The organism is Egibacteraceae bacterium (assembly GCA_040905805.1).
Classification (GTDB): Bacteria; Actinomycetota; Nitriliruptoria; order Euzebyales; family Egibacteraceae; genus DATLGH01.
On sequence record JBBDQS010000093.1, the window covers coordinates 26,346 to 47,066 of the forward strand.

Consider the following 20,721-nt stretch of genomic DNA (forward strand, 5'->3'; position numbering starts at 1 on the left):
CCCAGCCACGCGAGCAGACGCAGCCCCGGCCGCTCGAAGGGCGCGGCCGGGGCTGCGTTGCGGCGGGGCCGGCTCTGGGCGCCGGTCCCGGTGGTGGCTAGTCCTGCATGACCGGCGGCTGCTGGCGCGCCGGTGCGGGCAACGCGGCCCCGGTCGGCTCGATGGCGGGGCCGGCGGGGTACGCCGACGCCCCAAGCGCGGCCTCGGGGTAGGCGTACATCCCGTGCTCGTGGATGTCGAGCCCCTCGATCTCCTCCTCCTCGGAGACCCGTAGGCCCAAGGTCGCCTTGATGACCATCAAGAGCAGGGCCGTGGCGGTGCCGACCCAGACGATCACGGCCAGCACCCCGATGGCCTGGATGCCCAGCAGTGACGCCCCGCCGCCGTACAGCAGGCCCTCCTCGGTGTGCGCGAGCCCGACCCAGATCGTGCCCAGGACACCGCACACGCCGTGGACGCTGACCGCCCCGACCGGGTCGTCGACGCGCACCGCGTCGAAGAACGCCACCGCAAGCGCCACGACCACCCCGGCGATCAGCCCGACCGCCAGTGCCCCGAAGTTGGAGACCACGTCGGCCCCCGCGGTGATGCCGACCAGTCCGGCGAGGATGCCGTTGCCGGTCATGCCGACGTCGAACTTGCCGTAGCGAAAGCGTGTGAAGAAGCCCGCCGCGACGCCACCGGCGCCACCGGCCAGCGCGGTGGTGACCAGCACGGCGCCGATGGCCTCCCCATCGAGCGCCAGGACCGAGCCCCCGTTGAAGCCGAACCACCCGAAGAACAGCAGCAGCACACCGAGCATGCCCAGCGGCATCGAGTGACCGGGGATGGCCCGTGCCTTGCCCGTGGCGTCGAACTTGCCGATTCGCGCACCGAGGATGATCGTGGCTACCAGTCCGGCCACCCCACCCGTCAGGTGGACGATCGTGGACCCGGCGAAGTCGACGAAGCCGAGCTCGCTCAGCCATCCGCCGCCCCACGTCCAGGCCCCGACGATGGGGTAGATCAGCGCGGTCATCCCCGCCGCCACGGCGATGTACGAGCCGATCTTCATGCGCCCGGCCACCGCCCCCGACACGATCGTCGCGGCGGTCGCAGCGAACATCGCCTGGAAGGCGAAGTCCATCTCGAGGGTCGCGTCGGGGGCGTAGTTGCCACCGATCAGTGCGAAGTTGTCAGAGCCGAAGAGGCCGGCGACGTTCTCGCCGTACATCAACCCCCAGCCGATGAGGAAGTACACGACCATGCCGACCGAGATCGTCATCAGGTTCTTCATCACGATGTTGGCGGCGTTCTTGGAGCGGGTCAGCCCCGCCTCCAGACACATGAACCCGGCGTGCATGATGAACACGAGCACGGTGGCCACCATGAGGTAGATGACCATCATGCTCAGTTCGAGGCCTTCGACTGCCTCCATTGCGTCCATTGACCATCCTTCGGTGTCGGTGGGTGGGGGGGTCGTCCGCTACGGTTGGCACCGTAGGCGCGAGCGCTTACCGCCCCGTTGCCCTCGTGTTTCCGTGGTGTAAAAGGACCCCGATGAAGCTGGCCCTCGCGCAGCTGAACCCGGTCGTCGGCGACCTCGCCGGCAACGCGGCGGCGATCCGCTCGGCCTATGACCACGCGGTGGCGTCGGGGGCGGACGTCGTCGTGACCGGCGAGCTGTCGCTCACCGGCTACCCCCCCGAGGACCTGGTCCTGAAGCCGGCGTTCATCGCCGCCGTCCGCACGACGCTGGCCGAGCTGGCCGCCGCGGCCGCCGGTGTCCCGCTCGTCGTGGGCTTCACCGAGCGCCTCGAGGGGCGCTCCACCCACTGGGCCCGCCCGGTGATGAGCGAGGCCCCCTCGGTGCAGCGGCTGGCCAACGCCGCGGCCGTGCTGCGCGGGGGGGCGGTGGAGCACGTCTACCGCAAGCACCGCATCCCCAACTACGGGGTGTTCGACGAGGCGCGGTACTTCCGCGCCGGCAGTGCGCTGGTCGGGTTCGGGGCCGGCGACGCCCGCACCGCGGGCCCCTCCGGGCAGGCCCAGGTGTACGTGACGATCTGCGAGGATCTGTGGGGCGAGGGCGGGCCGGTGGCGGACGCCGCCATCGCCGGGGCAGACGTGGTCGTGTCCATGAACGCCAGCCCCTACCAGCGGGACAAACGGGGCGAGCGCGAACGGTGGGCAGCGCACCACGCCCGCGCGGGCGACGTGTGGATCGCCTACGTCAACCAGGTCGGCGGTCAGGACGAGGTCGTCTTCGACGGTGACTCGTTCGTGATGGGACCAGACGGTGCGGTGGTGGCGCGCGCCGCCCGCTTCGCCCCCGACCTGCTCCTCGTGGACCTCCCGACCGGCGGTGGCCCGGCCCCGTCCCCGCTCCAGGAGGACGAGCCCGACGCCACCGCCGACACCTACCGGGCACTGGTCATGGCCACCGGCGACTACGTCCGCAAGAACGGCTTCACCCAGGCCCTCGTCGGCCTGTCGGGTGGCGTCGACTCGACGCTCACCGCGACGATCGCTGCTGACGCACTCGGCGCCGGGGCGGTCACCGGCGTGGCCATGCCCTCGCCCTACAGCTCCGACCATTCCCTGGCGGACGCCCGGGCGTTGGCCGAGAACCTCGGCTGCCGCTACCTGGAGCTGCCCATCGAGAAGGTCATGTCCGCGTTCGACGACGTGCTGGCTTCGCCCTTCGCGGCCACACAGCCGGGGCTGGCCGAGGAGAACATCCAGGCGCGCATCCGGGGCACGCTGCTGATGGCCTTGTCCAACAAGTTCGGCGGGCTCGTGCTCGCCACCGGCAACAAGAGCGAGCTGGCGGTCGGCTACGCGACCCTCTACGGGGACATGGCCGGCGGGTTCGCGGTCCTGAAGGACGTGTGGAAGACGACCGTGTACGAGCTGTGCCGGCATCGCAACGCCCGTCAGCCGGTGATCCCCGAGTCGGTGCTGACCAAGGAGCCATCGGCCGAGCTGCGCCACGACCAGCGCGACACCGACTCGCTGCCGCCCTACGACGTGCTCGACGTCATCCTGCAGGCCTACGTGGAACACGACGCCAGCGTCGCGGACATCGCCGCCCGGGGCTTCGACGAGCCGCTCGTGCGCGAGGTGACCGCGCGCGTGGACGGCTCGGAGTACAAGCGCCGGCAATCCGCGCCCGGCGCCAAGATCACCGGGCGCGCATTCGGCCGGGACCGCCGCCTGCCGATCACCCAGGGCTGGCCGGGGGGGCCCCCCCCCCCCCCGGGGGGGGCCCCCCGCCTCGCCGACCGGTCGGGTCAGGCGCGCACCACGAGGGTCTTGGCCGCCATGTCACCGACCCGCTGCTTGCGCGGCGAGGCCAGCATGACGATCAGCCCGACCAGGTAGAAGAAGAAGCCGTCGACGATGCGCAGCAGTGTGCGGACGACCACGGCCCCCCAGCCGGCGGGCGTGCCGTCGGCGGCGACCACCCTGATCCCGAGGAGCATCTTGCCGACCGTCTGGCCGCGCAGCCCCTCGAGAATGATGTAGTAGGCCGGGATCGCCGCCATCAGCATGAGCGCCGGGCCACCCGTGAGCGCGAAGCCGACCTCGCCGCCACCCGCGCTGGCGCCCCCGAACAGGGTCGCCACCAGGAACGACAAGACCATCAGCACGACGAGGTCGATCAGGGCCGCACCGATGCGCCGGCCCACGACCTGCTCGGGACCACCGGAGCCGGCGGGCGGGACCGGCAGGTTCGACTGCGGCGTCCCCTCGGGGGGCGGCAGTGTGTTCTCGAACGGTCGTGTGTCGGTCATGGCGCGTCCTGAATGCACCCACCGGCCGCGGCGAGCAAGAGGTTTCCGGCTCCCTGCACAATCGTGGGTGGGCCCCAGCGGTGTCTTGGTGCACCACCCTGGCGGCGGCCGCGTCGCCAGGCCACTGGCCGCCGGCGGGTGCGTCAGGAGGCCGGGGTGACCACGAGCGGTCCATCGCGCCCTCGGCGTTGGCGAAGATCCGCAGCTGCTCGGTCTTGGCCGCCAGCCACGCCGCGTCGTCGGTGGTCGAGCGCGGCCCGACGCCCACCAGCGCCACCAGCCCGTGCCCGATCGCGCCCACCTCCGCGCCGTCGACGGTCACCGACGCGCTGCGCACCCGCTGCAGGACGACTCGCATACCCGGGTAGACTGCCATGACAGCCGCTGGACCCGTCAACCTCGTCGTGGCCGACGCGACGAATCGGGCCGGCAGGCGGAAATGGTGGTGGCGCATGCAACCAGACCCCCGACCGCTGTCCCCTCGGGACGTGGTGGCCTTCAAGGAACGCGGTGAGCGCTTCGTCATGCTCACGGCCTATGACTACCCGTCCGCGCGGATCCTCGACGCGGCCGGGGTGCCGGTGCTGCTCGTGGGGGACTCCGTCGGGGACAACGTCCTCGGCTATCCCTCCACCGTGCCGGTCACGATGGCGGACATGATCCACCACACCAGGGCGGTGCGACAGGGCACGCAGCGCGCGGTGGTGGTCGCCGACCTGCCGTTCATGAGCTACCAGGTGTCGGTGGAGGACGGTCTCCGCAACGCCGGGCGCCTCCTGCAGGAGGGCGGGGCCGCGGCCGTGAAGGTCGAGGGCGGCGCGCGCGTCGTGGACCTCGCCACCCGCCTGGTGCAGATCGGCATCCCCGTCATGGGCCACCTCGGCCTCACCCCCCAGAGCGTGCACCAGATGGGCCACCGCGTGCAGGGCCGAACGGCCGCTGCCGCGGACACGATCGTCGCCGACGCCCAGGCGCTCGCCGACGCCGGCGTGTTCGCCATCGTGCTCGAAGCCGTCCCCGCGGACCTGGCCCGCCGGGTGACCGAGGCGGTCGCGGTGCCGACCATCGGCATCGGCGCGGGTCCCCACACCGACGCCCAGGTGATGGTGCTCCACGATCTGCTCGGCCTGTCGACAGGGCACCGGCCCCGCTTCGTCAAGCCCTACGCCGACCTGCGCGCCACGATCACCGACGCGGTCAAGAGCTACCAGGCCGAGGTCGTCGCCGGCGAGTACCCGGCCACCGAGCACACCTACGGCTGATCCCCACCCCGACGGGGAGAAGGGGCCCCTGGCTACGACGCGCTGTCGCCCCCGTCTCGCCCGGGCGACCCGATCCGACCGTTCGTGACCCGCAGGAACGCCGCTGCCTTCACCATGGCCTCGGCGAACTCCTCGCCGGGGTCGGAGTCCGCCACGATCGCGCCGCCGGTCCCGTAGCTGGCCACCGGGCCCGCCACCACCGCGGTGCGGATGCCCACCGAGAGGTCGACCAGACCGCGCGACACCACGCCGAGCGCCCCGCAGTACACGCCCCGGCGGACGGGCTCGACGAGGCGGGTCCGCTCCACCGCCATGCGCTTGGGGGCCCCGGTGACCGACCCCGACGGGAACGTCGCGCGCAGCAGCCCACCGAGGCCGACCTCGTCGCGCAGCCGCCCCACGACCGTCGAGGTGAGGTGCCACACGGTGGGATGGCCCTCCAGCCCGGCGAGCTCGGGCACCCGCACGGTTCCGGGGACGCTCACGCGGCCGAGGTCGTTGCGCTCGAGGTCGACGATCATGACGTGCTCGGCCTGGTCCTTCACGCTCTCCTGGAGCGCCCGCGCCGCCGCCGCGTCCCGGGATGGGTCGTCGTGGCGCGGGCGGGTGCCCTTGATGGGGCGGGTGGTCACCCGATCGCCGTCGGTGCGCAGGAAGGTCTCCGGTGACACCGACACGATCTCCGCCCCGCCCGGCAGCCGGACGTAGGCGGCATGCGCAGCCCCCGGCGACGCCGCCTCCAGCCGGCGGGCGAGCGCCAGTCCCCCGCCGGCCCAACCGACCGCCACCTGCAGCGTCAGGTTCAGCTGGTAGAGGTCGCCGGCGGCGATCCACCCGAGGATGCGCCGCACCGCCGCCGCGTGCGCGGGCCGCGTCAGCGACAGCGCGGCGTCCGTCGGCGCCGGCGCACCGGCGTCGACGTCTGCCGGCACGGACCGGCTCGCGCTGACCCACCGCCGCAGCTCGTCCAGACGGTCGGCCACGGACGTCCGGACCACGCCGGGAAGCGCCGCCGCGACCAGCAGGGACGCCTGCCCGCCGGGGGGGATGCAGACGGCGCCGTCGTACAGACCGAGGCGCATCGCCGGCAGCGGGGCGAACGCCGGCCTGGTGTCGCCGGTCGCCAGGTCGACGAAGCCCGCCGAGCAGGCGTCGGACAGGAACCCTGCGGCACCACCCGTGAAGGGCGGAGCGCCCGCGTCGCGCTCGCCGCGCCAGTCGCACCCGCGGCCGATGTCGTCGAGGGCGACCGGGTCACGCAGGACGGCCACGGGGTCGCCCAGCACCACCCGCCATCCCCGAACGGTGTGCACCTGCGGGAAGCGCACCCCGGGTACGCCGGCGAGCGCGAAGGGGTCCGCGGGGGCGTCCAGCTGCTCCACCCCGATGCGGACCTGCCCGGCTGGCTGCGCACCCACGCCGGGTTCGTCAGGCGTTGGAGGGGACGCGGTACTTCTCCCGGAACGCCACGTCGTCCAGCTCGTCGAGGTCAGCCTCCAGCGCAGCCTCGAACGCCGCGGCCTGCTCGTGGTGGGTGAAGGTCTGGGCCCACAGCAGGCGCCCGGAGGCGACCGACTGGAGCTGGACGTCATACATCATGGAGCCGTTGTAGCCCCCACGCGTGCGGGTCAGTGCGCGGAAGTGTCGCCGAGCCGTTTCGCTCACAGGATGCAGACCTCAGGTCGATGGCCGGAGAAAGGTATCGGTACGCGACCATGGTACGAGACTGCAACGCGGGGCCCGGGCACTACACTGCGCCGCCTGGGGAGGTGGTGCGAGATGAAGGTGTACACCCGGCGCGGTGACGACGGCACGACCGGCCTGTTGTACGGGGGTCGGGTGGACAAGGACGACCTGCGCACCGACGCCTACGGCACCGTCGACGAAGCGGTCTCGGCGCTCGGGCTGGCGCGCGCCGAGCTCGGGGTCGACGGCGTCTGGCACGACGCGATCCTGCGCGTCCAGCGGGAGCTCTTCGTCGTCGGGGCGCAGCTGGCGACGGCCACGGAGCACTGGTCGCAGCTGTCCGACGGCGTCTCCCGCGTCACGCCGGGCATGACCACCCGGCTCGAGGCCGCGATCGACGAGCTCACGGCCGCCTACCCCCTGCCCCAGGAGTTCACCGTGCCGGGGGGGCGGCGGGAAGGCGCGGCGATCGACCTCGCCCGCACGATCATCCGCCGCGCCGAGCGCCTGACCGTGCGCATGCGCCGGGCCGAGCTGCTGCCCGACGACGTGATCCTGCACTACCTCAACCGCGTGTCCGACTACCTGTTCGTGCTCGCCCGGGCCGTCGAGGGTGGCCAGCACACCCCGACCCGGTAGCGCTCGCCTATTACGGTAGGGACCGTCGTTGCCGACGGCCCCCCGTGCAGATCCCGGCGTGCGCTACTAACGCACCGGGCTCCTGCCTCAGGTGCATGCGTCGAACCGCGTGGTAGGCCAAGGGTGCATGGTCCGGACGGGTGGGAGCCATCGGGTGGCGAGTCGGCGCATGCGTTCCCAGTTCAGGGTTGCGCGCTGGCTGCGACGCCGTAGCGCCCGAAACCAGTGCCGCGTCACCTGGGTGCGGAACGCCGCGACCGCCTCGGTGTTGCCGGGCACGGCATAGTAGGCGCAGTGCCCACGCACCACGCTGGCCAGCCAGCGCCCTTGTTCGGGGATGGGCAGGTGCCGGCGCCGTTTGAGCTCGACTTTGAGCTCGCGCAGCTTGGCCCGCATCCGCTTCGCGACCGTGACACGCTTGAGCAGGAAGCGTCCGTTCTTGGTCTTCGCACAGATGTGCGTCAAGCCCAGGAAGTCGAACGTCTCGGGGCGGCCAAGACCACGCCGTGCGCGCTGTTGAGCAGCGAACCGCCCAAACGCGATCAGGCGCGTCTTGTCCTCCGCCAGCTCCAGGCTGAACCTCGCGAGCCGCTCACGCAGATCGCTTTGGAACCGCCGCGCGTCCCGTTCGTGCTCGAAACCCACGACGAAGTCGTCGGCGAACCGCACGATGATCACGTCACCGTGCGAGTGTCGCCGCCGCCAGTCGTGGGCCCACAGGTCCAAGACGTAGTGCAGGTAGATGTTGGCGAGCAACGGCGAGACCGATGCTCCCTGTGGGGTCCCCTGCTCGCTCTTGGACCATTTCCCCTCCTCGATGACCCCTGCGCCCACCCACTTGTGGATGAGCCGCAGGACCCGTTCGTCCGCGATCCGGTGCTCGACGAACTTGCTCAACCACCCCTGATCAAGGCTGGTGAAGAAGTCGCGGATATCCGCATCGAGCACCCAGTTCACCTTCTTGCGGTAGATCCCCGTCGCGAGCGCGTCCAACGCATCATGCGGGCCGCGCCCCCGCCGGAAACCGTACGAGAACCCGAGGAAGTCCTCCTCATAGACCGCCTCCAACACCTCGACCAGCGCCCGCTGGACGATCTTGTCCTCCAGCGCGGCGATGCCGAGCGGCCGCAGCCGCCCGTCGGTCTTGGGGATGTAGGCCCTACGTGAGGGCTTCGCCCGGTAGCTGCCGCGGTGGACCCGACCACACAGATCCTGAAGGTTGGCCTCCAGGTCCTGGTCGTAGTCCCGCCACGTCACACCGTCCACCCCCACGGCGGCCCGCGGGTTCAACGCCCGGTAGGCCGCTCGCAGGCGGTCGACGTCCACGTGGTGCAGCAGCGCGGTGAACCGTGCCTCCTTGTCTCTCCGTGCGGCCTGGCGCACGCGATCCAGCGCATGTGGCACGTCCTGTCCGGCTCTGCGTCCGGGCCGTGTTTTGCTGTCCGCGTTCCCCTCGGCCAGCCCTCTTCCCTCCACCGTCTCCGCAACCCCAGATAGGGCCTTGTTCGACAGCTTCGCCGGTACTACAGGACTGTCAGACTTCCCACGCTCGTTCATCCCAGGATCACGGCCTTGGCCTTCCCTGGGCGGCCCGTCGCCAGATCACGACCACGGGCGAGAGTGGGACCTCCCGGTTCTCGCGCATGAAGATTCCGCGCATGCTCAGGTTCTCAGACCGCGCGGGGCCCCCCGACAGCTCACGCATAGCGCTGCCAAAGGTGTTGCCTTCCGCCCATGCTGACGGCGTCGGCGCCCCAAACCCATGATTTCGCGGCTCCATAGCCCGGCCTACGCGTACCCCTGTCAACGCTTCGCTACCGCCCTTGCGGACGGTCGCGCATGACTCGGGGCCACCGTGGGACGCTAGCCCTTCGGTGTAAGGCTCTTCCATCCTCTTCTCCATGCCGGTTTATCCCGGCGCTCCAGCATCCCATGGCGGTCCGCCTGGCGACCGCCACACCCGGCACAGCAGAGAATCACCCGTCAGCATCCAGGGCGGTCGCTGCGCGACCACCACACCCGGCACAGCAGAGAACCGCCCTCGCAGGCTCGGGCGATTCACCCGTCAGCGGCTCGACCCGCGGCGGCCGGGTCCACCAGCCAGATCACGGCGTCGGCGTCGACGCGCGCGGCCGGGGCGGTGGTGTCGCCGTCGATCACCCGCTGCAGCGCCTCCCGCTTGCCCTCGCCGGCGACGGTGACCACGACCAGCCGCCCGGTCGCGATAGCCGCGCGGGTGAAGGTCACGCGCTCGAAGTCGACGTGGCTGGTGGGCACCACGAACCGGTCGGTCACCTCCAGGGCGGCAGAACCCGGGAACAGGGAGGCGGTGTGCCCGTCGGCGCCGAGCCCCAGGTGGATGAGGTCGATGCCGTCGAGGGCTTCCACCAGCGCGTCGTAGGCCGCCGCGGCCGCCGCGATCGTCGGCCCGGCACCGCGCACCGAGTGGACCGCCCGCACGGCCACGCGGTCCAGCAGGGCGCGGCGGGCCAGGCCCTCGTTCGATCCCTCGTGGTCGACCGGCACCCATCGCTCGTCGCCGAAGAGCACCTCGACGCGCGACCAGTCCACCCGTGACGCCGTGGCCAGCCGCTCGTAGCAGGCCCGGGCAGTGTGGCCGCCGCTGAAGGCCACGGTGGCGGGGGCCGCGTCGTCCACGAGGCTCCCGAAGGCCTCGGCGACGTCGGGGACCACGCGCAGCTCGCCCCTCACGGGGGCGCCTGCGCCCGCAGCCGCGGCAGGACCTCCTCCCCGACGAGCGCGATGGCGCGCAGCGGGTCGGTGCTGGCGACCTGGATCGCGACGGCGTCAGCGCCGACCTCGGTGACCAGCGGCCGGTACGCGGCGAACAGCTCGTCGGCGTCGGCCACGATCGTGTACTGGGCGAGGATCTCGGCCCGGTCCATGCGGTCCGCACGCTGGCGCAGGACCATGGGGTCGACCGCCTCCAGGCGGCCGGGGGCGCGCAGGCCGCGCATCGGTGCCAGCGCCTGCCACGCCTCGTCCTCGTCGCCGGCGAGCACGCACCAGCGGGTGGCCAGGACGGCGCTCGGCGCCCCCCGCTCCCCCGCCGCGCGGTGATAGGGGTCGATCACCCGCTCGAGCGTCTCGGCGGGATCCTTCACGCTGGTGATGACGCCGTCGGCGAGACGACCCGCGAGGCTGGCGGACTTCGGCCCGCCCGCGGCCATCCAGATCGGCACCCGGTGGGCGGGCGGGCTGTAGAGCTTGGCCTTGTCGGTGCGGTAGTGGCGCCCCTCGAAGTCGAGCTTGTCCCCGTCGAACAGGCCGCGGATGATCCGCAGCGCCTCGTCCATCCGCGCGCTGCGCTCCGCGTAGCCGGGGAAGTCGTAGCCGAGCGGGCCCTCGTTGATGTTCTCCCCCGTGCCGACGCCGAGGCTGAACCGGCCCCCGGAGAGGCGGTCGACCGTCGCCGCCATCTGCGCGATCAGGGCAGGGTGGTAGTGGAACAGCGGGCAGGTCACGCTCGTGGCCAGCTCAACCCGGTCGGTGGCCTGTGCCACCGCGCCGAACCAGGCCCACACGGAGCTCGCCGCGGACCGGTCGTCGACCCACGGGTGGAAGTGGTCGGCGCCCGTCACCATGTCGAAACCGGCGTGTTCGGCGGCCACGGCATGCTCGACGAGGGTCTCGGGCTGGTAGGACTCGTGGCTGCAGAGCCAGGCGAACCGCATCGGTGCCCCGTCCGTTCGTGCGTACGTCGGCCCGCGCACCGTACACCGCACCGTGCACGGCGCCACCGACGTCGTGGCGCGTCCGGCCGAGAGCGGCTATACCCGGGGCGTGGGCGACACCGGAACCCCCGACAGCGCAGGCGGGACGCACGGGCGTCCCGGGGACGCCGACCGCCGACCGTCGGGCCTGCGCCGGGCGCTGGCGCGGGCCGACGCCGGCAAGACCCTGTCGGTGGACGAGGCGACGTGGCTGCTGGGGGCCCGTGGTCCCGCCCTGGCCGCGCTGATGGCGATGGCCGCCCGGGTGCGCGACGGGGCCCGCCCCGATCGGGTCACCTACAGCCGCAAGGTGTTCATCCCGCTGACCCACCTGTGCCGGGACACCTGCGGGTACTGCACGTTCGCGTGGCCGCCCAAAGGCGACCTGCCGGCCTACCTGTCACCCGAGCAGGTGCTCGACATCGCGCGCGCGGGCCAGGCGGCGGGTTGCAAGGAGGCGCTGTTCACCCTCGGCGACAAGCCGGAGGACCGCTACCCGGCCGCCCGTCGCTGGCTGGCGGAGCGGGGGTATGAGTCCACGCTGGAGTACCTGCGCGCCGTGGCCATCACCGTCCTGGAGGGCACCGGCCTCATCCCCCACCTGAACCCGGGTGTGATGACCTGGTCGCAGATGGCGAGCCTGAAGCAGGTCTCGGGCTCGATGGGCATCATGCTCGAATCGGCGAGCCGCCGGCTGCTGGAGCGGGGCCAGGCGCACTGGCACGCCCCTGACAAGGACCCGGCCCGGCGGCTGCGCACCATCGAGGACGCCGGGCGCCTGTCCATCCCCTTCACCTCGGGGATCCTGGTCGGCATCGGCGAGACGCTGCGGGAGCGCGCCGAGGCGCTGTTCGCCCTGCGGGCCTCGGCCGCGCGCTACGGCCACCTGCAGGAGGTGATCGTGCAGAACTTCCGGCCAAAGCCCGACACGGCCATGCGTGATCACCCCACGCCCGCACGGGACGAGCTGCTGGCCGCCGTCGCGGTGGCCCGCCTCCTGCTACCGACGCGGGTGCACCTGCAGGCACCGCCGAACCTGTCCCCGCGGTGGCAGGGCGACCTGGTCGCCGCCGGCATCGACGACTGGGGCGGGGTCTCACCGGTCACCCCCGACCACGTCAATCCCGAGTACGCCTGGCCCGCGCTGGAGGCCCTGGAGGCGTCCACCGCCGCGGCGGGCAAGACCCTGGCCGAACGGCTGTGCGTCTACCCCGAGTTCGTCCGCCAGCCCGACCCGTGGCTCGCCGGGCGTATGCGGGGCCCCGTCACGGCGCTCGCCGATCCCGACGGGTTCGCCGTGCCCGGCCGTCCCGGTGGGCAGCCGTGGCAGGACCCCGAGCGCACCGCTGTCACCGCCGCAGGCGACGACCGGCGCTGGCGCAACGCCGTGGCCGGGCAGGGCGTGACGGGCGTGCGGCGCGACACGACGCTGCGCGACGACGCCGCGGCGGTCTACGGCGACACCGACCTCATCGCCGCAGAGACCCTGCGCCGGCGCCCCGCGGGCCCCCCCGACCCGGCCCCGGCCGTCGCCCGCAGCCGCGTGCGCCCCGAGATCGCCGCGATCCTGCGCCGTGCGGAGGGCGGCACGGCCCCGGACGAGGCCGAGGCGCTGGCGCTGTTCGAGACGTCCGGCGCGGAGCGCGACGCGCTCGTGGCCACCGCGGACACCGTGCGCGCCGAGCGGGTCGGCGACGTCGTGACCTACGTGGTCAACCGCAACATCAACTTCACCAACATCTGCTACACGGGGTGCCGCTTCTGCGCGTTCGCGCAACGGCGTGACGACGCCGACGCCTACACGCTGTCGCTGGGCCAGATCGCCGACCGTGCCGCGGAGGCCTGGGAGCTGGGCGCCACCGAGGTGTGCATGCAGGGCGGCATCCATCCCGACCTCGGCGGCGAGTACTACTTCGCTGTGCTGCGGGCCGTCCGGGAGCGCGTGGCCGACCTGCACATCCACGCCTTCTCGCCGATGGAGGTCGTCAACGGCGCCACGCGCCTGGGTGTCAGCGTACGGGAGTGGCTCGCGCAGGCCCGGGCGGCGGGGCTGGACACGATCCCCGGCACCGCCGCGGAGATCCTCGACGACGATGTCCGCTGGGTGCTCACCAAGGGCAAGCTCCCGGCCGACGCCTGGATCGAGGTGGTCACCACGGCGCACGCCCTCGGCATCCGCTCGTCGTCGACGATGATGTACGGCCACGTGGACGAGCCGCGGCACTGGGCGGCGCACCTGCACCTGCTGCGCCGTCTGCAGCAGGCCAACCGCGACGCCGGTGTCGCGGGCTTCACCGAGTTCGTCCCGCTGCCGTTCATCCACACCCAGGCGCCGATCTACCTCGCCGGCGTCGCCCGTGCGGGGCCCACCTGGGACGAGACGCTGAAGGTGCACGCCGTCGCCCGCCTGGTCTTGCAGGGGGTGATCGACAACGTCCAGCTGTCGTGGGTCAAGGTCGGCCTCGACGGCGCGCAGCAGCTCCTGGCGGCCGGCTGCAACGACCTCGGCGGCACCCTGATGGAGGAGACGATCAGCCGCATGGCCGGCGCCGACCATGGCGTGGCCCAGGACCCCGAGACCCTGCGCCACATCGCCGAGCTCGCCGGTCGCATCCCCGCCGAGCGCACCACCGACTACGGCCGCATCGAGCCCGGCGGCATCCGCTACCGGCTCCCAGACCCCCGGGTGGTCACCTGAGCACCATCCCAGCCACGCTCGCGCCTCAGCCCGAGCCGACACCGGCCTGGTCGCGGTCGCGCTGGCCGTCCTCGTGGATGGCATCCTGCACCGACTCGGCGGTCTCGGTGACGCTGGCGCGGCCCCGCAGCAGGTGGCGCTGCTCGGCGTCCAGCGCGCCGCGCACGGCCTCCAGCGCCTCCTCGCCGGTGAGCGACTCCCGCTCCACCAGCGCCTCGGCCATCGCGTCCAGGCCCGGACGCAGCTCGGCGAAGCGCGCGCAGACCTCGTCCAGCGCGGTCGTCAGGATGCGCTGCACCTCGCCGTCGACGGTCTCGGCGGTCTTCTCGGAGTACTCGTGGCCGCGGGCGAGCTCCTCGCCGAGGAAGACCTGCTGCTGGTCCCCGTAGCCCACCGGGCCGAGCACCTCGCTCATCCCGAACTCCTTGACGATGGCGCGCGCGAGCTTGGTGGCCTGCACGAGGTCGTGCTGGCCGCCGGTGGTGGGCTGGCCGAGGAACACCATCTCCGCCGCGCGGCCGCCGAGCATGACCTTGATCTTCGCGTCGAGGTAGCTGCGCATGTAGATGTGGCGTTCGTCGATGGGCAGCTGGGTGGTGACCCCCAGCGCCATGCCCACCGGCAGCACGGTCACCTTGTAGACGGGGTCGGCCTCCTCCTCGAGGAACGCGGCGAGGGCGTGCCCGCCCTCGTGGTAGGCCACCGCCCGCTTCTCCTCCTCGCTGAGGGTGAGGCTCGCCCGCTCGCGGCCGATGGTCTGGCGCTCGCGGGCCTGCTCCACGTCGCGCATGCGGATGACGTCCGAGCCGTCGCGAACGGCGATGAGCGCGGCCTCGTTGATGAGGTTCTTCAGGTCCGCGCCGCTCATGCCGGGCGTGCCGCGGGCGAGCGTCCTGAGGTCGACGTCATCGCCGATGGGCTTGCCCTTGGTGTGCACGCCGAGGATCTCGATGCGCTCGCCGAGCGTGGGCAGCGGGACCACGATCTGCCGGTCGAACCGGCCCGGACGCTGCAACGCCGGGTCGAGCACGTCGGGACGGTTGGTCGCCGCCATGATGACGACGCCCTCCGACCCCTCGAACCCGTCGATCTCGCCGAGCATCTGGTTCAGGGTCTGCTCGCGCTCGTCGTGGCCGCCGCCGAGGCCGGCGCCACGCTTGCGCCCGATCGAGTCGAGCTCGTCGATGAAGATGATGCACGGCGCGTTCTGCTTGGCGGTCTTGAACAGGTCGCGCACGCGCGACGCCCCGACCCCCACGAACATCTCCATGAAGTCCGAGCCGGTGACCGAGATGAACGGCACCCCCGCCTCCCCGGCGACCGCGCGGGCGATCAGGGTCTTGCCGGTGCCGGGCGGGCCCACCAGTAGCATGCCCTTGGGCACCTCGGCGCCGGCCTTGCGGAAGCGGTCGGGCTCGCGCAGGAAGCTGACGACCTCCTCGACCTCCTGCTTGACCTCCTGGTAGCCGGCGACGTCGTCGAAGCGGGTGGTGGGCTCGTGCGGCTTGTGCACCTTGGCCTGCGACTTGCCGATCTGGGACAGCCCGCCCATCTGTCCGCGGGCCTGGCGGTTCATCCACACGAAGAACCCGACGATGATCAGCGCCGGTAGCAGCCAGATCAGCAGGAACCACGGGCTCTCGGTGTCCGGCTGTGCGTCGATCGTGACGTCGTGCTCGACCAGGAAGTCCTCGATGCCCTGCTGGCCGATGACCGTGCTGGTCGGCAGTTGCGACGTGAACGCCTCACCGTCGGCGAACTCGCCTTGGATCGCCTCCCCGGTGAACGTGACGGTCTCGACGCGTCCGTCGTCCACCGCCGTGCGGAACTCGCTGTAGGAGATGGCGTCGTCCGTGCCGAACCCCGAGAACAGCATGACCAGCAGCAGGAGGAGCAGCAGGAAGGCCAGCAGTCGGAAGCGCTTGATGCGGTCCACTCGCCAGCCTCGATCCTGTCGGTACCGTCGCGTTGGTCAGGCAGTCCTTCGCCCGCATGCCCTGTCAGTGGTACCCGACGGGCCGGGTGTTGACCCGCGTCGTCCGTGCACTTTGCAGGCGGGGTCGGCCGCAGCGACGATGACCCAATGCTAGCGCGGCGCATTCGAGCTGGAGACCGGCGCTCCTACGACGTCGTGGTGCTCGGGGCGGGCGTCGCCGGCCTGGTCACGGCGCTGGACCTGCTCGATCTGGCCCCCGGCCTGTCGGTCGCGATCATCGACAAGGGCGCCCTCGGGACCTCGGGATCCACCGCGCTGGCGCAGGGCGGACTGGCCGCCGCCGTGGGGCCGGAGGACTCGCCGGCCCGCCACACCGCCGACACGCTGGCCGTCGGCGACGGCCTCGCCGACCCCCGCGCCGCAGCGGTCCTCGCGGGCGAGGCCCCCGCACGGGTGCAGGACCTCATCGCCCGCGGCGCCGTCTTCGACCGCGACGGCTCCGGGGCCTTCGCGCTCGCCCGGGAGGGGGGCCAGGCGGTCGCCCGCAGCGTGCGGGCCGCGGACGCCACCGGTGCAGCGATCTTCGCGGCGCTGCGCGACCAGGCGACCGGCCGGGTGGAGCGCCTGCAGGGGACGGCCTGCGCGCTCGCGGTCGGGGGGCGCCCGGAGCGTGTGCACGGTGCGTGGCTGCTCGTCGACGACCGGGAGGCCGACGCCAGCGGACCCGCGCAGGAGGCCGGGCTCGTCCTGGTGGAGGGGCGGGCGGTGGTGCTGGCTACCGGCGGCTGCGGGGGCCTGTACGCCGCGACCACCAACCGCGCCGACGCCACCGCGGACGGCGTGGCACTGGCGGGCGCCGCCGGCGCGGCCCTGGTGGACATGGAGTTCGTGCAGTTCCACCCCACCGGCCTGCGGACCGAGGGGATGCGGCGGCTGCTCCTCACCGAGGCCCTGCGGGGGGCCGGAGCCGTCCTCGTCGACGCGCACGGCCAGCGGTTCCTGCCCGACTACCATGAGGACGCCGAGCTGGCACCCCGGCATGTGGTCACCCGGGCCATCCTCGAGCAGCCGGGGGGCGCCTGGCTGGACGCGAGCCACCTACCGCCCGCGACGCTGGCGGCCGATTTCCCCACCGTGCTGGCCGGGGCCCGCGCCCATGGCTACGACCTCACGACCCAGCCGGTGCCCGTGGAGCCCTGCCAGCACTACATGGTCGGTGGCGTGGCGACCGACCTGTGGGCACGCACCTCGCTCCCCGGCCTGTGGGCCGCCGGCGAGGTCGCGTCCACAGGGGTGCACGGGGCCAACCGCATGGCCGGCAACTCGCTGGCCCAGTCCTGCGTCTTCGGGCATCGGGCCGCGCGCTCGGTGGTGCGCGACCTGGACGCGGCGCTGCCCCGCGCGCCCGATCCGCACCCACCGGCGCCGGGGGACGCACCGGCGGGCGACGTGGTGTCGGCCCTGCGCCTGGAGGTGCGCCAGGCGATGACCGCGGGTGCGGGGCCGCTGCGCACGGCCGGTTCCCTCGACGTGGCCGCCAAGGCCTTGGGCGACGCGGCCGCTGCCGCGGGGCCGGCGACCCCCGCCCTGCGGCGCGACACCGTCGAGCTCGCGCACGTGCTGGCCGTGAGCCGCCTGATCGTGCGCAGCGCCCGTCTGCGGACGGAATCGCGCGGCGTGCACTGGCGAGAGGACGCGCCGGGCCACGGGCGCGGGTGGGACGGCGTCCGGCTGCAGGTCCGCCTCATCTGAGCGCGGTGACGGGCCGCTGCCGGCGTGCCGGTGCGCCGGATCAGATCGCCGATCGCCGCGACCACCCCACCGGGGGTCGCGGAGCCAGACGGCACGGACGTTGAGGTGCCGCGGATTCCAGCGCCCGCTCGTCTAGGCTGTGCGCGAGCTGCGACACGGGGAGAGGAGCATCGGTTTGCTGCGCATCGAACGGCCTGACTACCGCCGGAGCAAGGGAGCCGAGCTGCTCGTGGGGCTGCGCTCGCGCGACCCGCTGGCGCTGGCCGAGGCCTACCACCGCACGAGCTCGGCAGCGCACGCGTGCGCTCGGCGACTGCTCGGCAACCCGCGGGACGCCGAGGCCCTGCTGCACGCCGTCTACACCCAGCTGTGGACGGAGCCCCCGGAGACGGCCCGCCTCGAGGGGTGGATCCGGTCGCGGTGCTTCCGTCTGGGGTCCGATCATCTCCGCGAACGCCAGGAGGCGCCCGCGTCGCCATCGTTGGCGTTGCTGCTGCCCGAGCTGCCGTCGCCCAAGGGCGTGACGCGTGACCCGGCCGAGGACGTGCTGGCCGCCCTCCCCGAGGACGAGCGGCGAGCGGTGCTCCTGGCCCACGACCAGGGTCTGCCCACCGCTGCGCAGGACGACCCCGATGCCGCGGGGGCCCTGGATCGCGCGCTCATGGCCCTCGCCGGGCCCGGCGAGGGTGCGGACGAGGGCTCGGCCCAGGCATGCGGGGACCTGGCCGGGATGGCCGACTGGACGCTCGGGCTGCTCGAAGCCGACCGTGCCGCCCGGGTGGCGAGCGAGGTGGTCGATCGCCGCGCCTGCGCCTCCCGCTCCCGGGCGCTGCGCCGGGGGCGCCGCCGTCTCGAAGGGCTTCCCGCCGCGCCGGATCTGGGCCAGCGTGTCCTCGCGGGCGTGCTCGGGGCCGGGGGCGACGCGCCGCCCACCCCCGGCCCCGGCACACCCCCGCCCGCCGAACCGCGCTCTGACCCCGGGGCGAGCTCCGCCCCACCCCCCACCGCGGAGCCCCCGCCCCGATCGCAGGAGCCGCTCTCGAGCCTCGGGGAAGCGCCGTCGGGGGCCATCCCGGTGGCGCCCCTGCCCTCGGCACTGGACGACGACCCGGCTCCGCCCCACCCGACGGACCAGGAGATGCCCGCCGACACCGCGCCCGCCGACCCTGACACCGCCGACACCGACACCGCGCCCGCCGACCCTGACACCGCCGACACCGACACCGCGCGCAAGGACACCGACCACCCCGAAACTGACGACGCGGCGGACACCGCCGACGACGCCAGCCACGACCACACCGAGGACCTGACCCCCTTCCTGGGGACCTTGCAGACCGGCACCAGGCCTGACGCCGCGGTCGAGGCCGACGCAGCCGAAGCCGACACCGCCAAGACCGACGCCGCCGATGCGCAGGCAGACCCCACCCAGGCCCTGCCTCAGGCCGAAGAGGGAGAGACCGAGTCGGAGGAGCCGCACGCACCCACGACGTGGGACGAGCCGGACGAGCCGGACGAGCCCGAGAGCCGGCGCTCGTTCGTGCGTCCGCTGCTGAACGCGCTCGCCATCCTCGTGGTGCTCGCCGCGGGTGCCGGTCTGGGGCTCCTGATCGGCTTCCTGCTCGTCGGGCGCTGATCGGGGGGTGTCACCCGCTGCGCGGGCGCGGGGCGCCACCGTGCGCGCCCGTGGCGGTGTGCCCGAGCCGCGCGGAGATCTCAGCCGCCAGCGCGCGCATCCGCGGACCGAGGGTGACCGGTTCGGGCAGCCGAGGGGAAGGGGCGACCACGCCCACGCTGGCGATCGCCCGCCCGGCCCGGTTGAGCACCGGGGCGGCAACCCCGGAGGCTCCGCGTTCCAGCTCGTCGGTCGACAGGGCGAAGCCTCGTGCCCGGCAGGCATCGAGCTCACCGGCGAGACGCGGTTGACGAGCGACCAGCGCCGCCCGCTCGCCAGGATCGAGGAAGGCCAGCAGGGCGCGGCCGTGCGCACCGACGTGCAGCGGATGGCGGAAACCGACGTGGTAGCCGACGCGCACGAAGAGACCGGGTGGCTCGAGGCGGTCGACGACCACGACATCGGCCCGGTCGCGCACGGCGAGGCACACCGCCTCGCGGCACTGCTCCATCAAGGCGCGCATCCCCGGCAGCGCGAGACGCCGCACCTCCAGGCCCCGACTCGCCCGGGCCCCCAGCTCCACCAGGGCGACACCGAGATGGAAGCGGCGCGTCTCCACGTCACGGACCACGAAGCCGGCCGCGGTCAGGGTCTCCAGCAGGCGGTAGAGCACCGCCCGGTCGAGGTCCGTGGACGTCGCCAGCTCGGCGATCGTGGCCCCGTCGCTCACCTCGCCGAGCGCATGCAGGACAGCCAGCCCTCGGGACAGCGTGCGAGAACCTGTCGGTGCTGCGGGTGACGACACGCCCAGGAACCCCCTCGTCCGCGCGCGCACGGCGCACCAAGGGCGAGTGTTCCGCTGCCCGGCAGACCCGTCAAGGGCCGGTCGGACCACCACCCCCCTGATAGGCTTCACTTCCAGCCGTCCGCGAGGAGAACTGCCGTGGCAGAGATTGAGACCCCCCTGGAAGCGATGGTCGAGGCCAGCGTTTTCAAGAAGCTGTACGACAACCGCATCCTCTACCTGCGGGGGCCGATCGAGGAGACCGTCGCCGACACGCTGGTGGCGCAGATGATGTCCCTGGACGCCGACGGCGACAAGGACGTCACGCTCTACATCAACTCGCCTGGCGGCCTGGTCAGCGGGATGTTCGCCGTCTACGACGTGATGCACCTCATGACCGCGAAGGTCAACACCGTCTGCGTCGGCCTGGCGGCCTCGGCTGCCGCCTTCCTGCTCGCCACGGCCACCGGGACCCGTGCGGCCACACCGAACGCGCGCATCATGTTCCACCAGCCGCTGGGCGGCGCGCGCGGGCAATCGGTCGACATCCAGATCCAGGCCAAGCAGATCGTCTATCTGCGGGAGCGTCTCTACGAGATCCTGTCGCAACGCACGGGCCAGGACCTGGAGAAGATCCGCGCCGACTCGGACCGGGACTTCTGGCTGAGCGCGGAAGAGGCCGTGGCGTACGGCGCGATCGACGAGGTCCGCTCCCGCGGGGGCGTCTAGCCCGTCAGGAGACCGTGCGGCTCGCCCGGTCGTTGCGGACCAGCGTGCGGCCACGCACGTGGCGGAATCGGTCCAGCACCACCAGCTCGCCGGCCAGCGGCAGACGCTGGCCG

Annotated in this window: 15 protein-coding genes and 1 pseudogene; 7 read left to right on the top strand and 9 right to left on the bottom strand. The window is 72.8% G+C overall.

Annotated elements, in window-relative coordinates; translation table 11 throughout:
- Positions 1–97: 97 nt before the first annotated feature.
- Entirely contained in the window at positions 98–1,417 is a 1,320-nt protein-coding gene (locus WD250_10170; protein MEX2620574.1) for an ammonium transporter, read from the bottom strand.
- 122 nt (positions 1,418–1,539) lie between these two features.
- Here WD250_10170 and WD250_10175 point away from each other — a divergent pair, with 122 nt between their 5' ends.
- On the top strand, positions 1,540–3,363 hold the full coding sequence (locus WD250_10175; GenBank protein MEX2620575.1) for an NAD+ synthase: 1,824 nt from the start codon (positions 1,540–1,542) through the stop codon (positions 3,361–3,363).
- Here WD250_10175 and WD250_10180 read toward each other — a convergent pair.
- Positions 3,273–3,776, bottom strand: a complete 504-nt coding sequence (locus tag WD250_10180; protein MEX2620576.1) for an RDD family protein — start codon at positions 3,774–3,776, stop codon at positions 3,273–3,275. The two genes, WD250_10175 and WD250_10180, sit on opposite strands and share 91 nt — an antisense overlap.
- A gap of 374 nt (positions 3,777–4,150) precedes the next feature.
- On the opposite strand from WD250_10180, the gene panB reads away from it, so the two are divergent.
- Positions 4,151–5,038, top strand: coding sequence for a 3-methyl-2-oxobutanoate hydroxymethyltransferase (gene panB / locus WD250_10185; GenBank protein MEX2620577.1), 888 nt, complete (start codon positions 4,151–4,153; stop codon positions 5,036–5,038).
- A 32-nt stretch (positions 5,039–5,070) separates the two neighbouring features.
- Here the strand turns inward: panB and WD250_10190 are convergent, their stop codons facing one another.
- Positions 5,071–6,456: an anthranilate synthase component I family protein gene (locus WD250_10190; GenBank protein MEX2620578.1), complete on the bottom strand. Its 1,386-nt coding sequence runs from the start codon at positions 6,454–6,456 to the stop codon at positions 5,071–5,073.
- A gap of 10 nt (positions 6,457–6,466) precedes the next feature.
- On the bottom strand, positions 6,467–6,637 hold the full coding sequence (locus WD250_10195; GenBank protein ID MEX2620579.1) for a hypothetical protein: 171 nt from the start codon (positions 6,635–6,637) through the stop codon (positions 6,467–6,469).
- A gap of 180 nt (positions 6,638–6,817) precedes the next feature.
- Here WD250_10195 and WD250_10200 point away from each other — a divergent pair, with 180 nt between their 5' ends.
- Positions 6,818–7,363, top strand: coding sequence for a cob(I)yrinic acid a,c-diamide adenosyltransferase (locus WD250_10200; protein MEX2620580.1), 546 nt, complete (start codon positions 6,818–6,820; stop codon positions 7,361–7,363).
- Between the two features lie 70 nt (positions 7,364–7,433).
- Here the strand turns inward: WD250_10200 and ltrA are convergent.
- From ltrA to WD250_10215, 3 genes and pseudogenes are all read right to left on the bottom strand, one after another.
- A pseudogene (gene ltrA, locus WD250_10205) lies at positions 7,434–8,920 on the bottom strand (group II intron reverse transcriptase/maturase).
- Between the two features lie 501 nt (positions 8,921–9,421).
- Positions 9,422–10,075: a 6-phosphogluconolactonase gene (pgl, locus tag WD250_10210; GenBank protein ID MEX2620581.1), complete on the bottom strand. Its 654-nt coding sequence runs from the start codon at positions 10,073–10,075 to the stop codon at positions 9,422–9,424.
- Complete coding sequence (locus tag WD250_10215) at positions 10,072–11,058, bottom strand: TIGR03557 family F420-dependent LLM class oxidoreductase (protein ID MEX2620582.1); 987 nt, start codon at positions 11,056–11,058, stop codon at positions 10,072–10,074. The genes pgl and WD250_10215 overlap by 4 nt, the downstream gene beginning before the upstream one ends.
- 52 nt (positions 11,059–11,110) lie before the next feature.
- Between WD250_10215 and WD250_10220 the strand changes: the two genes are divergently transcribed.
- Positions 11,111–13,795, top strand: coding sequence for a bifunctional FO biosynthesis protein CofGH (locus WD250_10220; GenBank protein MEX2620583.1), 2,685 nt, complete (start codon positions 11,111–11,113; stop codon positions 13,793–13,795).
- A 25-nt stretch (positions 13,796–13,820) separates the two neighbouring features.
- On the opposite strand, the gene ftsH is transcribed toward WD250_10220, so the two are convergent.
- Positions 13,821–15,731 carry an ATP-dependent zinc metalloprotease FtsH gene (gene ftsH, locus WD250_10225; protein MEX2620584.1) on the bottom strand — a complete coding sequence of 637 codons (1,911 nt, stop codon included), beginning with the start codon at positions 15,729–15,731 and terminating at the stop codon, positions 13,821–13,823.
- 147 nt (positions 15,732–15,878) lie between these two features.
- Here ftsH and WD250_10230 point away from each other — a divergent pair, with 147 nt between their 5' ends.
- Together WD250_10230 and WD250_10235 are read left to right on the top strand one after the other, a co-directional pair.
- The gene (locus WD250_10230) at positions 15,879–17,483 is read left to right on the top strand and encodes an FAD-binding protein (protein ID MEX2620585.1); all 1,605 of its coding nucleotides are present in this window, start codon (positions 15,879–15,881) and stop codon (positions 17,481–17,483) included.
- 175 nt (positions 17,484–17,658) lie between these two features.
- On the top strand, positions 17,659–19,116 hold the full coding sequence (locus WD250_10235) for a hypothetical protein (GenBank protein MEX2620586.1): 1,458 nt from the start codon (positions 17,659–17,661) through the stop codon (positions 19,114–19,116).
- 10 nt (positions 19,117–19,126) lie between these two features.
- On the opposite strand, the gene WD250_10240 is transcribed toward WD250_10235, so the two are convergent.
- The gene (locus WD250_10240; protein MEX2620587.1) at positions 19,127–20,011 is read right to left on the bottom strand and encodes an IclR family transcriptional regulator; all 885 of its coding nucleotides are present in this window, start codon (positions 20,009–20,011) and stop codon (positions 19,127–19,129) included.
- Positions 20,012–20,038: 27 nt separating this feature from the next.
- On the opposite strand from WD250_10240, the gene WD250_10245 reads away from it, so the two are divergent.
- Entirely contained in the window at positions 20,039–20,608 is a 570-nt protein-coding gene (locus tag WD250_10245; protein MEX2620588.1) for an ATP-dependent Clp protease proteolytic subunit, read from the top strand.
- Positions 20,609–20,721 lie beyond the last annotated feature (113 nt).

Bases quoted from the DNA above. Each gene is read 5' to 3' on its own strand.
- WD250_10170 (MEX2620574.1), bottom strand. From the start codon at position 1,417: ATGGAGGCAGTCGAAGGCCTCGAACTGAGCATGATGGTCATCTACCTC.
- WD250_10180 (MEX2620576.1), bottom strand. From the start codon at position 3,776: ATGACCGACACACGACCGTTCGAGAACACACTGCCGCCCCCCGAGGGG.
- WD250_10215 (MEX2620582.1), bottom strand. From the start codon at position 11,058: ATGCGGTTCGCCTGGCTCTGCAGCCACGAGTCCTACCAGCCCGAGACC.
- WD250_10195 (MEX2620579.1), bottom strand. From the start codon at position 6,637: ATGATGTATGACGTCCAGCTCCAGTCGGTCGCCTCCGGGCGCCTGCTG.
- WD250_10175 (MEX2620575.1), top strand. From the start codon at position 1,540: ATGAAGCTGGCCCTCGCGCAGCTGAACCCGGTCGTCGGCGACCTCGCC.
- WD250_10230 (MEX2620585.1), top strand. From the start codon at position 15,879: ATGCTAGCGCGGCGCATTCGAGCTGGAGACCGGCGCTCCTACGACGTC.
- WD250_10200 (MEX2620580.1), top strand. From the start codon at position 6,818: ATGAAGGTGTACACCCGGCGCGGTGACGACGGCACGACCGGCCTGTTG.
- panB (MEX2620577.1), top strand. From the start codon at position 4,151: ATGACAGCCGCTGGACCCGTCAACCTCGTCGTGGCCGACGCGACGAAT.